Annotated in this window: 10 protein-coding genes; 7 read left to right on the forward strand and 3 right to left on the reverse strand. The window is 65.0% G+C overall.

The window, feature by feature from the left end; genetic code table 11:
- Window positions 1-65 precede the first annotated feature (65 nt).
- A complete protein-coding gene (locus ACKWRH_RS44975; RefSeq protein WP_445218775.1) occupies window positions 66-1238 on the reverse strand; it encodes an extracellular catalytic domain type 1 short-chain-length polyhydroxyalkanoate depolymerase in 1173 nt (390 codons plus the stop codon).
- Window positions 1239-1388: 150 nt separating this feature from the next.
- Window positions 1389-2801, reverse strand: a complete 1413-nt coding sequence (locus ACKWRH_RS44980) for an MFS transporter (RefSeq protein WP_445218776.1) — start codon at window positions 2799-2801, stop codon at window positions 1389-1391.
- A 159-nt stretch (window positions 2802-2960) separates the two neighbouring features.
- Here ACKWRH_RS44980 and sthA point away from each other — a divergent pair, with 159 nt between their 5' ends.
- From sthA to ACKWRH_RS44995, 3 genes are all read left to right on the forward strand, one after another.
- Complete coding sequence (gene sthA / locus ACKWRH_RS44985) at window positions 2961-4352, forward strand: Si-specific NAD(P)(+) transhydrogenase (RefSeq protein ID WP_445222593.1); 1392 nt, start codon at window positions 2961-2963, stop codon at window positions 4350-4352.
- A 270-nt stretch (window positions 4353-4622) separates the two neighbouring features.
- Window positions 4623-5858, forward strand: coding sequence for an LLM class flavin-dependent oxidoreductase (locus ACKWRH_RS44990; protein WP_304492113.1), 1236 nt, complete (start codon window positions 4623-4625; stop codon window positions 5856-5858).
- Between the two features lie 138 nt (window positions 5859-5996).
- Entirely contained in the window at window positions 5997-7370 is a 1374-nt protein-coding gene (locus ACKWRH_RS44995) for a cytochrome P450 (RefSeq protein WP_445218777.1), read from the forward strand.
- 272 nt (window positions 7371-7642) lie between these two features.
- Here ACKWRH_RS44995 and ACKWRH_RS45000 read toward each other — a convergent pair whose 3' ends face one another.
- A complete protein-coding gene (locus tag ACKWRH_RS45000) occupies window positions 7643-8482 on the reverse strand; it encodes an SDR family NAD(P)-dependent oxidoreductase (protein ID WP_445218778.1) in 840 nt (279 codons plus the stop codon).
- 179 nt (window positions 8483-8661) lie between these two features.
- On the opposite strand from ACKWRH_RS45000, the gene ACKWRH_RS45005 reads away from it, so the two are divergent.
- The 4 genes from ACKWRH_RS45005 to ACKWRH_RS45020 all read left to right on the forward strand — a co-directional run bounded on the left by ACKWRH_RS45005 (window position 8662) and on the right by ACKWRH_RS45020 (window position 14764).
- Window positions 8662-9627 carry a sensor histidine kinase gene (locus ACKWRH_RS45005; protein ID WP_282522566.1) on the forward strand — a complete coding sequence of 322 codons (966 nt, stop codon included), beginning with the start codon at window positions 8662-8664 and terminating at the stop codon, window positions 9625-9627.
- A gap of 206 nt (window positions 9628-9833) precedes the next feature.
- Window positions 9834-11570: a putative bifunctional diguanylate cyclase/phosphodiesterase gene (locus ACKWRH_RS45010; RefSeq protein ID WP_445218779.1), complete on the forward strand. Its 1737-nt coding sequence runs from the start codon at window positions 9834-9836 to the stop codon at window positions 11568-11570.
- Between the two features lie 224 nt (window positions 11571-11794).
- Window positions 11795-13234, forward strand: a complete 1440-nt coding sequence (locus tag ACKWRH_RS45015) for a sigma-54 interaction domain-containing protein (RefSeq protein WP_445218780.1) — start codon at window positions 11795-11797, stop codon at window positions 13232-13234.
- Window positions 13235-13579: 345 nt separating this feature from the next.
- Window positions 13580-14764, forward strand: coding sequence for a substrate-binding domain-containing protein (locus tag ACKWRH_RS45020; RefSeq protein WP_445218781.1), 1185 nt, complete (start codon window positions 13580-13582; stop codon window positions 14762-14764).
- The last annotated feature ends 16 nt before the right edge of the window (window positions 14765-14780 follow it).

Raw genomic sequence — 14780 nt, forward strand, 5'->3', positions numbered from 1 at the left:
CTATCCTGTGGTTATGGGTCCCGGGCTCGCGCTTCGCGCGCCCCGGAACGACAGCTGGGCTGGGGCTACTTCATCAATCCCGCGGCGGTGAGTGCGCGCGTGATGATCTGGCCGAGATCGAAGCCGCGGGCCGCCGCGCGCTTCGGCTCGGCCGGCTCTTCGGCGACGGCGGCGCGGATCGAGCGGGCGAGATGCGGCGCGGGTGACAGCGCCGGCTTCGACGTCGCAGGCCCGGCCTTCTTCCCGGCCGCGTCCGGAATCCAGCCGGTGAGGCCGAAGAATTTTGCGATGTGGTACGACGAGGAGATACCGGCGTCGATCAGGAACGCGCCTTCGATGCCGTACCGCTGATCATTGTCGGCGAGGCCGAGCGGCGTGCCGTGAGCCATATCGGTGATGGCGTAGGACTCGACCAGCGTTTCGCCGTCCTTGTTCCACCAGGCCTGGCGCGGATAGCCATCGACAATGGTCTCCGCCATCGGCACGGCCGGCAGATCGTGCAAATCGAGCCACTGCTTGACGATCTCGCTGGCGTTGCCGGGATTGACGGTGCGGTCGGCGCTGCCATGCCACACCGAGATCTTCGGCCACGGCCCGCGATGATTCGAGGCGCGCCGCACGAAATCGCCGAGTTCGCGCTCCGGCCGCGCCGGCGAATGAAACATGCCGTCCAGCGCCTCGCGCAGGTTCGAGGCGATGCCATAGGGCAACCCGGCTATCACCGCGCCGGCCGCGAAGACCTCCGGATAGGTCGCGAGCATCACCGACGTCATGCCGCCGCCGGCGGAGAGACCGGTGATGAAGACGCGCCTGGGATCGATGCGGTGCGCTTCGGCCATATGCGCGATCATCTCGCGGATCGACCGCGCCTCGCCGCCGTCCCGCGCAGTGTCTTCCGGATTGAACCAGTTGAAGCAGGTGTTGCCGTTGTTGACGCGCTGCTGCTCGGGCATCACCAGCGCGAAGCCGTAATGCTTCGCGAGCGTCGACCATCCCGCGCCGAGATCGTACGCAGCAGCGGTCTGGCCGCAGCCATGCAGCACGACGACGAGCGCGCGCGGCTTCTGGAACTGCGCCGGCACGAACGCGAACATGCGTAGGTTTCCGGGATTGTCGCCGAAGCCCGTGACCTCTTCCAACGGGCTGGACACGTCCGCGCTCCGGCCGAATTCGGCAAGGCGCAGACCATCCACCTTTGGCAGATGTCTCAAGAGAGCGAGATTTTTGGCAAGCGACACGGCAACTCCTGGCAGGCGACGTTCAACGTTCACCCAAACCAAATAGTTGCTGCGGTGCAAAATAAAAAGCCCGTGTGCTGTCAATCACCCGAAATCACGCAAAAATCCGCAGGAATCCTGCATGAATCCGCACGGATTAACCGCAATGCCTCAACTTCGTGCAGAGACGCGGCGCATCCACGCCAGAAATGCGGCGCAGATCGTGATTAACGCCGCAAACGCGGCGAGCGAAACGAAGAAGCCTGCGCGCGCCGATTGCAGCGCTTCAACCGCGAAGAACGCCGCGCCGATTGCGGCCACTCCGGCCGCATTTCCGATCTGCGCCGTCGTGCCGTACATGCCGGACGCCGAGCCTGCCGCGACAGGCTTCACCGTCGAGAGCACCGCACCGGATAGCGGCGCCATCACCAGCCCCTGGCCGTAGCCGAAGATGATCATGACGAGTGCGAGCAAGATCGGCGCCGGCGCATCGATATAGCCCGTGACCAGTGCGAGTGCGGCGAGGCCCGCGATCTGCAGCATGCAGCCTTCGATCAACACCTTGGTCCCGCGATGACGCGCCCGCGCGCCGCTGTGACGCGACGCGACCACGAAGGACAGCGCGAGCGGAATGAAGGCCATGCCGGCTGCGAGCGGCGCGATCTTCAGGCCGCGCTGCATGAACAGCGTCATGACGAGATAGAACGAGAGATTGGCGACGAAGAAAAAGAAGGCAGCGCCGAGCCCGCGCAGGAAGGCCGCGTCGGACAGCAGCGTCAGATCGATCAGCGGCATGCCTCCGGCGCGCGCCACTGCATGCTCGAGCTTCAGGAAGGTGACGAGGATCGCGCCGCCGCTCGCCATCACGGCCCATAGCCACGGCGTCCAGCCGACATCGTGACCGAACAGCAGCGGTCCGATCAGGCACAACAGCCCCGCGAACAGCACCACGCTCCCTTTGATGTCGAGCCGCGTGCCGGCTCGGCGCGGCACCGACGGCATGATGCGCCAGGCGGCGGCCGCAATGACGAGCCCGCAGGGCACGTTGACGAAGAACACCGAGCGCCAGCCGGTACCGGCGAGGTCGATCGTGACCAGGAGACCACCGAGCAGGAAGCCCGCGGCGCCCGCGAGCCCGAGCACGATGCCGTAGATGGCGAAAGCGCGGCTGCGCTGTTCGTCGACAAACAGCAGATGCAGCGTCGCCAGCACCTGCGGCACCATCAGCGCTGCAGTCGCGCCCTGCGCTAGCCGTGCGATGATCAGCTCCCCGCCCGATTGCGCCAACCCGCACCACAGCGAGGTCACCGTGAAACCGAGCACGCCGACAAGGAAGACATTCTTCGTGCCGTGGATGTCGCCGAGGCGGCCGCCGGTGACGACCAGCGTGGCGTAGGCGATCAGATAGATCGCGATGACGGATTCGATCTGCGCCGGCGTCGCATGCAGATCGACCGCGATGGTCGGGATGGCGACGTTCACGATGAAGGCATCGACGCCGAACATGAACTGCGCAGCGACGACGATCGCCAGCACTCCCCAGCGGCGCGACGAATCGACTTGTTTTGTGACGGTTTGATGCATTTTCGCGCGAGCCTTCAGCGATTTATTTGCGCGCAAAACTCGCAGATCGGCGTCATCGGTGCGATTACCTCCGAGGTAGGACTAGCTTTCCCCTTGCCGCCTTGGCCCGATTGCTGCATGTCGGTTCCCGCTGGTTTTGCGGGCTCGGAAGTCTTCCGGATGTACGACTACGACATGGTGGTGATCGGCTCGGGCCCGTCGGGGCGCCGGGCCGCGGTGCAATGTGCCAAGCTCGGCAAGGCCGTGCTGGTGGTGGAGAAGGGCCGGCGGGTCGGCGGCGTCTCCGTCCACACCGGCACAATTCCTTCAAAGACCCTGCGCGAGACCGTGCTCAATCTCTCCGGCTGGCGCGAGCGCGGCTTTTACGGCCGCTCCTACAAGGTGAAGCAGGACATCGCGGCGAGCGACCTGATGATCCGTCTGCAGAAGACGCTCGACCATGAGGTCGAGGTGCTGGAGCATCAGTTCAGCCGCAATCTGGTGCGCACCGCCAATGGCGAGGCGCGCCTGGTCTCACCGCACGACGTCGAGATCACCAGCGCCATCGGCGAAGTGAAGGTGGTGTCGGCCGCCTTCATCCTGATCGCCTGCGGCACGCACCCGTTCCGCCCCGACTACGTGCCGTTCGACGGCACCACCGTGCTCGACAGCGACGAGATCATCGAGCTGCCAAAGCTGCCGCGCAGCCTGGCCGTGATCGGCGCCGGCGTGATCGGCGTCGAATACGCCACCATCTTCAGCGCGCTCGACGTACCGGTGACCCTGATCGAACCGCGGCCGACCTTCCTCGATTTCATCGACAAGGAATTGATCGACGAGTTCGTGCACGAGCTGCGCGACCGCAACGTCGCGCTGCGGCTCGGTGCCAAGGTCAACTCGATCGAGAAGACGGCGCAGGGCAGCATCGTCACGCATTTGTCGGACGGGCGGCATATCACCACGGACATGCTGCTGTTCGCGGCGGGGCGCGTCGGCGCGACCGACCGGCTCAACTTAGAGGCCGCCGGCATTGTCGTCGACCATCGCGGCCGCATCTCGGTCGATCCCGTGACCTTGCAGACCAGCGTGCCGCACATCTACGCCGCCGGTGACGTGATCGGCTTTCCGAGCCTTGCTTCCACCTCGATGGAGCAGGGACGCGTCGCCGCCTGCCACGCGCTCGGCATGGAGCCGCTCGCGCCGCCGGAGTTCTTCCCCTACGGCATCTATTCGGTGCCGGAGATATCGACCACAGGACTCACCGAAGAAGAGGTGCGTACGCGGGGCATTCCCTACGAGGTCGGCATCGCACGCTTCCGCGAGACCTCGCGCGGCCACATCATGGGGCTGAACAGCGGCATGATGAAGATGATCTTCTCGACCAAGACGCGCCGGCTGCTCGGCGTGCACATCCTCGGCGAAGGCGCCACCGAGCTGATCCATATCGGCCAGGCCGTGCTGAACCTCAAAGGCACCATCGACTATTTCATCCAGAACACGTTCAACTATCCGACGCTGGCGGAGGCGTACAAGATCGCCGGGCTGGATGCGTGGAACAGGATGACGCGGTGATGTTCTCCTCGCCCTCTTCTCGTCATGCCCGGGCTTGTCCCGGGCATCCATATTCTTCGTAGCGCCGCAAAGGTCGTGGATGGCCGGGACAAGCCCGGCCATGACGGTGTGGAAGCGTCTGCACGCAAGAATGGGGAGAAGGAGAAGAGAGCGGTCTTCGCTGCGCATGCCTGCATTCCGCCGCGCGGGACGCCGCGCGATTGCGTTCGCTTGTCCCAGCACGTAGCCTCGCCACCTCAACAAACAGAAAATTCAGCCGGAGAGAACGCCATGGCGCGCCTGAAGTTCGGAGCCTTCCTTGCCCCGCATCACCCGATCGGGGAGCATCCGATGCTCCAGTTCCGGCGCGATCTCGACCTGGTCGAGCAACTCGACGCGCTCGGTTATGACGAGTTCTGGTGCGGCGAGCATCATTCCTCCGGCTGGGAGATGATCGCCTCGCCCGAGATGTTTCTGGCCGCGGCCGGCGAGCGCACCAAGCGGATTAAGCTCGGCACCGGCGTGGTGTCGCTGCCCTATCATCATCCCTTCAACGTCGCCCAGCGCATGGTGCAGCTCGACCACATGACCGGCGGCCGCGCCATTTTCGGCTCCGGCCCCGGCGCGCTGGCGTCGGACGCGCACACGCTCGGCATCGACCCGATGACGCAGCGCGACCGCCAGGACGAGGCCATCGGCGTGATCCGCCGCCTGTTCAACGGCGAGCGCGTCACCGCCAGGAGCGACTGGTTCACCATGAACGACGCCGCGCTCCAGATCCTGCCCTTGCAGGAGGAGATGCCGTTCGTGGTGGCCTCGCAGATCTCGCCCTCGGGCATGACGCTCGCCGGCAAATACGGCATCGGCATCATCTCGCTGGGCTCGATGACGACGCAGGGGTTGATGTCCCTGCAACAGCAATGGCAGTTCGCCGAGGACGCCGCCAAGAAGCACGGCACCAAGGTGGATCGGGCGAACTGGCGCGTGCTGCTGACCTGGCACCTCGCCGAGACCCGCGAGCAGGCCCGCCGCGAGGCCGGCGCCGGCCTGATGCGCTGGCACAACGAATATAATGTCGGCACGCTGCAGCGGCCGGGCCTGACCGCATTCGCCTCGCCCGACGAGGCCGTGGACAAGACCGCTTTCGTCGACGGTGCGGCCTCCGTCATCGGCACGCCCGACGACCTCGTCAAGATGATCAAGAACGTGATGCAGGTGTCGGGCGGCGTCGGTGCCGTGATCGGCTTCGTGCACGATTGGGCCAATCCCGAAAATACCCGCCGAAGCTGGGACCTGGTGGCGCGCTACGTCGTGCCGGAGATCAACGGCTATATCGACGGACTGCGCAAGTCGCAAAAGTTCGTGATCGAGAACCGCGCGATCTTCGAACGCGCCGGGCAGGCGGTGATGGCGAAGATCATGGAGAACGAGAAGGCCGCAGAGGCCCTGAAGGTGACCGGCGCCGGCCGCGTCGCCATTCCCGCCGTCAACGCCCCGGATTTGCAGAAGGAAGCGGCGAAGCGGTAGGCCGGTCGGAATTACGCTTGTAACGACGTTCACAAGAAAGACATACCGGCCTGTGCTATGCTGCCCCCGGTCAGCTGGCGCGGGCCGTAGTCATCTGTGTTCGCGCGGCTGTTCGGTCGGTCAACCGGAGCAATCGTCATGTCGATGCAGAATGTCGCCCCTGTGCTTCCGTTCATCGCCCCCAAGCGCACCGAGCTGACGCACATCCCCGGCGACGAGGGCTGGCCGATCATCGGCAAGACCTTTCAGGTGCTCGCCGACCCCAAGGGACATATCGAGGCGAACGGCGCCAAATACGGCCCGGTCTACCGCACCCATATTTTCGGCGAGACCAATGTCGTGCTGCTCGGCCCCGAGGCCAACGAGCTCGTGCTGTTCGACCAGCAGAAGCTGTTCTCGTCGACCCATGGCTGGAACAAGGTGCTCGGCCTGTTGTTTCCGCGCGGCCTGATGCTGCTCGATTTCGACGAGCACCGGCTGCATCGCAAGGCGCTGTCGGTCGCGTTCAAGTCGGGGCCGATGAAGTCGTACCTGAGCGATCTCGACCACGGCATCGCCGCGCGCGTCGCGCAGTGGAAGGCGAAGCCTGGCGAGATGAAGCTCTATCCGGCGATGAAGCAGCTCACGCTCGACCTCGCGGCGGCGTCGTTCCTCGGCGCCGACATCGGGCCGGAGGTCGACGAGATCAACCGCGCGTTCGTCGACATGGTCGCGGCGGCCGTCGCCCCGATCCGCCGGCCGCTGCCGGGCACGCAGATGGCCGCCGGCGTGAAGGGACGCAAGCGCATCGTCGCCTATTTCCGCGAGCAGATCCCGCTGCGGCGCGGCAATCACGGCGGCGACGATCTGTTCTCGCAGCTCTGCCGCGCCACCCACGAGGATGGCGCCCTGCTCTCCGAGCAGGACATCATCGATCATATGAGCTTCTTGATGATGGCGGCGCACGACACGTTGACCTCGTCGCTGACCTCCTTCATCGGCGAGCTCGCCGCCAATCCGGACTGGCAGGATAGATTGCGCGCAGAGGTTCTCGCGCTGGGGCTCGCACCGGGTTCGCCGAGCAGCTTCGACGACCTCGAAAAAATGCCGCTGTCGGAGATGGCGTTCAAGGAGGCGCTGCGGATCAAGCCGCCGGTGCCGTCGATGCCGCGCCGCGCGATGCGCGATTTCACCTTCAAGGGTTTTACGATTCCGGCCGGCACCGCCGTCGGCGTCAATCCGCTCTACACCCACCACATGAAGGACATCTGGCCGGAGCCGGGTCGCTTCGATCCCTTGCGCTTCACCGAGGAAGCCCAGCGCAACCGGCATCGCTTCGCCTGGGTGCCGTTCGGCGGCGGCGCACATATGTGCCTCGGCCTGCACTTCGCCTACATGCAGGCAAAATGCTTCGCGCGGCACTTCCTGCAGAACATCGAGGTGTCGCTGGAGCCGGGCTACAAGCCGGACTGGCAGATGTGGCCGATCCCGAAGCCGCGGGATGGCTTGAGGGTGCGGGTGAAGGCGGTGTAGCTCACATCTCTCGTGTCCCGGACGCGCTGCGCAGAGCCGGGACCCAGAATCTTGCGATACCGTCCGCTCCGAGAGATGGGCCCCGGCTCTGCAGCGCACCGCTGAAGAAGCGCTGCGCTGCGTCCGGGGCACGAGACCTGCCGCGAGCGCAGGTCTCGTAGGGTGGGCAAAGGCGCGTAGCGCCGTGCCCACCATTCCTCGCAAAGAAAGAATTGGTGGGCACGCTTCGCTTTGCCCACCCTACGGCGCTGCGTCCGGGGCACGAGAGCGTCCTACGCCCCCTGATCGAACGCCTTGCGCATGGCGACGTAACCCTGCTGCTGCTGGCTCCAGTTGCGGCCGCCGGTGACGGCGCCGTCGACGACGAGATCGTGTCCATTGACGAAGCTGGATTCGTCGCTCGCCAGAAACACCGCGGCCTGCGCGATGTCATCAGGGAGGCCCGCGCGCGGGATCGGCTGTGCGGTCTTGAAGACTTCGCGCATCACGGCAGGCGTCGCCTCCGCCGCATCGGTCGCGAGCCCCAGCGCCTTGCCGAAAATGCCGGTCGCGATCGCACCGGGCGAGATCGAGTTGACCCGCACGTTGGACTCGCCGAGCTCCATCGCCACGCATTTGGTGAGATGGATCACCGCCGCCTTGGCCGCGCCATAGACGACCGAGGAGGAAAAGCCGGCGAGACGGCCTGCGATGCTGCCATTGTTGATGATGCTGCCAGAACCCTGCTTCTTCATGACGGGCGCGGCATGCTTCATGCCGAGCATGACGCTGCGCACCAGGGTCGCCATCGCCGCGTCGAACCGCTCGACATCGAGGCCTTCGATGCCCCCGGTCTGCGCCGGGCCGCCGGCATTGTTGAACAGGCAGTCGATCCGGCCGAACTTCTCCGCCGCGAGCGCGATCAGCGCCTGCATCTGCGCTTCGACCGTCACGTCGGCCTGGCGAAAGACGCAGGCGGCCCCGAGCTGTTTCGCCAGCGCCTCGCCTTCCGGTATGCGCCGTCCCGCGATCACAATTTTGGCACCTTCGGCAACGAAGACTTCCGCGGTACGCAAGCCGATCCCGCTCGTCGCGCCCGTAATCACCGCAACCTTGCCATCCAGCCTGCCCATGGAATGTTCCTGTTTTCGAATGATTTGACGCCAAATGACGGACGCCGATCGATCTCTGCGCCGCGACAGTCACTATTCCTGCCGGTCCGCGACAAGGCAAGCTTTGCTTGTGCATGCGACATGCGTAACATTCCCGCTCCTTTCTCGATTTACGCGCGCATAGCGCAACCGGGCCGGGCATGGAGAAGCTGATCGACGAATTCCGCAAGGGCTGGCAGGGCGTGGCGCCGCCATCGCTCGCTCTGAGCCTCGGCTTCGCGGTCGCCTGCCTGCTGGTTGCGACGGTGGCGCGCTGGGGTCTCGCGCATGTGCGGCCCGACGTCTACTTCACCCCGTACTTTCCGGCCGTGTTCTTTGCCGCCGCATTCGGCGGCTTGCGGATCGGCATCATCACCGCGCTGGTCGGCGGCGTGCTCGGCGTCGTCGTCAATTTCAGCGACGCTTTTGCCGATCGCTCCAGGTTCACCTTGCTGACCCTCTATTGGGGCGTCTCCGCACTCACCATCTGGGGCGTCGAGCATTATCGCGCGATGCTGGCGGAACAGCGCCGGATTTCCAAACGCCTGATCGAGGAAGAAGAGTATCGCAAGCTGCTGGTCGACGAGCTCCAGCACCGGCTGAAGAACAAGCTGTCGACCGCGCACGCCGTGCTGCACCAGGTGCTGCACGACCAGCCGCAGGTCTGGGCCCGGATCGATCCGCGGCTACGGTCGCTGGCCGCAACCGACGATCTGATCTCGCGGATCGACAAGGGCGGCTGCGATATCCGCGATCTCCTGATCGCGGAGCTCGGACCTTACGGCCATGTCCGCTTCACGCTCAACGGCGACCGGCTGTTCCTGCCGCCGAAGCTCGCGGTCACGCTGTCGCTGATGTTTCACGAGCTCGCCACCAACGCGGGCAAGTATGGCGCGTTCTCCTCGCCGCGCGGATTATTGCAGGTGTCATGGACCGTCAACGGCGACCGTCTGACCGTCACCTGGGACGAAACCGAGGGCCCGAGCATCGACAAGGTCTCCGAGCCCGGCTTCGGCACCAAGCTGCTGAAGTCTGCGCTGTCGGCTTTCGACGGCAAGTCCGAGGTTTCGTATCTCAAGACCGGCCTGCATTGCATCATGCAATGCCGCATCCCGCAAAACGGTTAGACGCGGCACGAGGGGCAAGAGACGCGCGCCCACTCGCAGTTTCGCTGCGCGCGTTGACGCTCCGTTAATGACGATGGGTCGGGCGCGTCGCATCGCCGCAAAACACCCCCGTATTTCTCCGTATCCCTTAACCAAACCTAAGAGGGAACTGCGCAAGATCGCGCCCATTGCAAAGGCGCGCTGAAACAACAAGATTCATGACTTCTATGAACGACAACAGATATTCCGGCGCGAGTGAAGCCGAGCTCGGGTTTCTCAAGGAAATCATTAGAATGCTGCCTGCCGGCCTGACCGTGCAGGACGCGCAGGGCGAGCTTCTCCTGGTTAACGATGTCGCGGCCGCCCAGCTCGGCATGGACGGCAGCCGTCCGTCGCCCGATCCGACGCCGCGCCGGGAAGCCTGCCAGCGGGCACTGAGGTCCGGCGAGGCGGTCATCTCCGAGGAAGCGCTCCACGACGGAGCTGCACGCCAGGTGCTGCTGACCACCCATCGCCCCGTCCGCGTCGCCGGACGCGAGCTGCTGATCTCGGCGTCCTCCGACATCACCGAACAGAAGAACTTCGAGGACCAGCTGTTCCGCTCGGCCTATTTCGACGAGCTGACCGGCCTGCCCTCGCGGCGCGTGATCGAGCATCGCGCCGGCAGCCTGCTCGCGCGCGACGGCAAGGGCGAGCGTTTCGCGCTCGCCTTTCTCGACGTCGACAATTTCAAGCACATCAACGACTATTACGGCCACGCCGTCGGCGATGCGCTGCTGGTCGAGCTGTCGAAGCGGCTCGGGCGCGACCTGCGCGATTCCGACATGCTGTCGCGCATCTCCGGCGACGAATTCCTGCTGCTGCTATCCCCGATCCAGAGCCAGGAGGAAGTCGCCGAATTCATGCAAGCGACGCTGGAGCGGCTGACCGCACCCTTCTTCATCGACAATTCGGAAGTCTTCGCCTCCACCTCCGTCGGCGTCAGCCTCTATCCCGACCACGGAAGCAGCTTCGAGACGCTGCGCCAGAACGCCGACATCGCGATGTACCGCATCAAGAACAGGGGCAAGGGCTCGGCGGCCTTCTTCGACGCCAGCATGGAGCGCGAGGCGCTGGCGCGGATGAAGATCGAGCAGTCGCTGCGGCTCGCCATCCTCGATAAGCGCTTCTGCTGCGCCTTCCAGTCCAAGGTCGACATCCGCACCCAGGCCGTGACGGGCATCGAGGCATTGGTGCGCCTGCGCGACGACGAGGGCGTGATCCAGGCGCCGGGCTCGTTCATCAACCTTGCCGGCGAATTGGGACTGATCGACGAGCTGACCCATCTCGTGCTCGCCGAGATCGTCAAGTCGATCGACCTGATCAACGACAGCTTCGGCGCGGAAGCGACCATCAGCATCAACGTCGCCGCCAAGCAGGCCGGCAACCCCGAATTCATGCGTAGTTTCGCGCGGGCGCTGGACGAGACCGGCTTTCCGCAGCGCTTCATGATCGAGGTGACGGAGGACGCCTTCGTCGCCAAGAATCATTTCCAGACCGAGATCCTGCCGATGTTCCGCAAGCTCGGCGTCGGCATCTCCATCGACGATTTCGGCACCGGCTATTCCTCGCTCTCGGCGCTCGCCGACATCACCGCCGACGAGATCAAGATCGACCGCTCGTTCATCACCGACATCCATAAGCGTCCGCGCAGCCAGGGCATCTTGCGCGCGATCGAATCCTTGAGCGAGGCGCTCGGCATGACCGTGATCGCCGAAGGCCTCGAATCCTACGAGGAGCTGGCCTATCTCCAGGCCGCGACCAAGATCCGCTACGCGCAAGGCTATTATTTCGCCCGGCCGATCTTCCTGGAAGAGCTCAAGCTCGCGACGCCCGCCTCCAGCGAAGCCCGCCCCGGCGTATCCAGCCGCCCGACGCAGCAGAACCGCCAGGGCTATTCGCGGGCGAGCGGGTACCGGCGGTAGGAGCCCAAGCGCCGCTCCAATCTCGATGTCGTCGCCCGGCTTGACCGGGCGACCCAGTACGCCGAGACGGTTGTGGTTGAACCGATAGGCCACGGCGTACTGGATGCCCCGGTCAAGCCGGGGCATGACAGCGGTGGGGGTGGCTCGCATCCGCAGCACCCATTTCCCCCTTTGAAATTACTGCCCTTTTGCTAATACACAGGCGGACTTCCCTGAGGTACGCCATGCCCTCCTCCTCCGCCGTCAGCGATCCCGCCTATGTCCGCGCGCGGGCGATGGTGACGCTGTTCGAGCGGCTGGAGCATCTGTGCGAGGGCGCGATCGCGATCGATCGCAAGGGACGGGTCGTCTACGTCAACGAGAAGTACCTCGCGGCGCTCGGCCTCAAGCGGACATCCGAGGCAATCGGCCGGCCGATCGAGGAAGTCATTCCGAACAGCCTGATGCGGAAGGTGGCCGAGACCGGCGAGCCGATCCTGCTCGACATCATGGAGCTCGGCGGCGAGCAGCTCGTCGTCACCCGCATGCCGATCGAGGACGAGAACCACGAGGTGATCGGCGCGATCGGCTTCGTCCTTTACGATCATCTCGAAAGCCTCAAGCCTCTGCTTGCCCGCGTCACCCAGCTCGAGAGCGACCTGCGGCTGGCGCGTCGGCAATTGTCCAACGCCCGCGCCGCGCGCTTCACCTTTGCCGACTTCGTCGGCGCGACGCCGGGAATCGCGCAGGCCAAGGAGCTCGCGGGCCGCGCCGCCCGGCAGAACGTCACCGTGCTTCTCACCGGCGAAACCGGAACGGGCAAGGAGATGCTGGCACAGGCCATTCACAACGCGTCATCCCGCGCCGAAAAGCCGTTCGTCAGCGTCAACGTCGCCGCGATCCCGGACACATTGATCGAATCGGAATTTTTCGGCACCGCGCCGGGCGCCTATACCGGCGCCGACCGCAAGGGCCGCGAGGGAAAGTTCCGGGTCGCAGACGGCGGCACGCTGTTTCTCGACGAGATCGGCGAGATGCCGCTGCAACTGCAGGCCAAGCTCCTGCGCGTGCTGCAGGAGCGCGAGATCGAGCCGCTCGGATCCGACAAGATCTCGAAGGTCGATGTCCGCATCGTCGCCGCCACCAATGTGGACTTGCGCAAGCGCGTCAGCGACGGCGCATTCCGGCCCGACCTCTATTACCGGCTCAACGTGCTCTCGATCGACCTGCCACCTCTGCGCGACTGCCTTGGTGATCTGCCCGAGATCAGCGCCCGGCTGCTCGAGGACATCAGCGCGTCCGGCGATTATGTCAGTGCGAAGATCACGCCGAGCGCGCTCTCGGCACTCGCCCGTTACGACTGGCCGGGCAACGTCCGCGAACTGCGCAACGTCCTGGAGCGCGCGCTGATCCTCAGCGATTCCGGGCGACTGACCGGCGACGATTTCGCGCGCATCCTTCCCGTCGGCACGGATGCGAGGCCGGCGGCGCCGGTACGAGCGGCCGGCATCGTGGTGCCCTATGCCGAGGCGGAGGCGGAATTCGAGAAGCACACGCTCGAACAGGCGCTCGCCGCCAGCAACGGCCAGATCTCGGAAGCCGCGCGGATGCTGCGCATCTCGCGCGCGACGTTCTACAAGAAGCTCGCCAAGTTCGGACTGGCGTCGGGAGCACCGCCTGTCTGACTTTCGAGACGGCACGTGTCCGGAGTCTCGGACTCCTGACACCGTCATATCGGCACTCGCCTGTAGCGTTCGCGCGCGATCCGCCGCAATTTCAGGCATTCCCGCGCAGAACTCCGGATCTGGCGCAGGGCTTGCTCTGAGGCGGCCTGAGGAAACGCATGGGCTGATGTGAAGCCGGGGGATCGTTAACGCGAACTCATCGCGACCTGCGACGATCCGGCACGCGCACGTCAAGAGTCTGTCACATGAGCCTCGTGCAAGCTCCGCCGGAAGGTGGAATTGCAATGTATGCACACTTGTGCAAATCGCTGTGATCAAGGCAGTTCATTCAAGGAGGAAATCATCGTGCGTCGATCGCTCATTCTCGCGGCAGCCATCCTCGGCCTGGCCGCGAACACCTCCGCGCAGGCCGACGACCTCAAGGTCGCGCTGATCTACGGCAAGACCGGCCCGCTCGAAGCCTATGCCAAGCAGACCGAAACCGGCCTGCAGATGGGTTTTGAATACGCCACCAAGGGCACCATGACGCTCGACGGCCGCAAGATCGTCGTCATCACCAAGGACGACCAGGGCAAGCCCGACCTGTCGAAGGCCGCGCTCGCGGAAGCCTATCAGGACGACAAGGCCGACATCGCGATCGGCACGACCTCATCGGCCGCGGCGCTCGCCATCCTCCCCGTCGCCGAGGAGAACAAGAAGATCCTGATCGTCGAGCCCGCGGTCGCGGACCAGATTACCGGCGAGAAGTGGAATCGCTACATCTTCCGCACCGCGCGCAATTCGTCGCAGGACGCGATCTCGAACGCGGTCGCGATCGGCAAGCAGGGCGTCACCGTGGCGACGCTCGCGCAGGACTACGCCTTCGGCCGCGACGGCGTCGCCGCCTTCAAGGAGGCGCTCGCCAAGACCGGCGCGACGCTCGCCGCGGAAGAATACGCCCCGACCAACACCACCGACTTCACCGCGGTCGGCCAGCGTCTGTTCGACGCGCTGAAGGACAAGCCCGGCCGCAAGGTGATCTGGGTGATCTGGGCCGGCGCCGGCAATCCGCTGGCGAAACTCCAGGACATGGACCCGAAGCGCTACGGCATCGAGCTCTCCACCGGCGGCAACATCCTGCCGGCGCTCGCCGCGTATAAGGGCCTGCCCGGCATGGAAGGCGCGACCTATTACTACTACGAGATCCCGAAGAACCCGGTGAACGACTGGCTGGTCGCCGAGCACCAGAAGCGCTTCAACGCGCCGCCGGACTTCTTCACCGCGGGCGGTTTTGCCGCCGCGATGTCGGTCGTCGCCGCCGTCACCAAGGCGAAGTCGACCGACACCGAGAAGCTGATCACGGCGATGGAAGGCCTGGAGTTCGACACGCCGAAGGGCAAGATGGTGTTCCGCAAGGAGGACCATCAGGCGCTCCAGAGCATGTATCACTTCAAGGTCAAGGTCGATCCGAACGTCGCCTGGGCCGTGCTCGAGCCGGTGCGCGAGCTGAAGATCGAGGACATGGACGTTCCGGTCCGCAACAAGCGTTGATGTCAAATCTCCTCTC

It is taken from the genome of Bradyrhizobium sp. Pa8 (assembly GCF_052588265.1).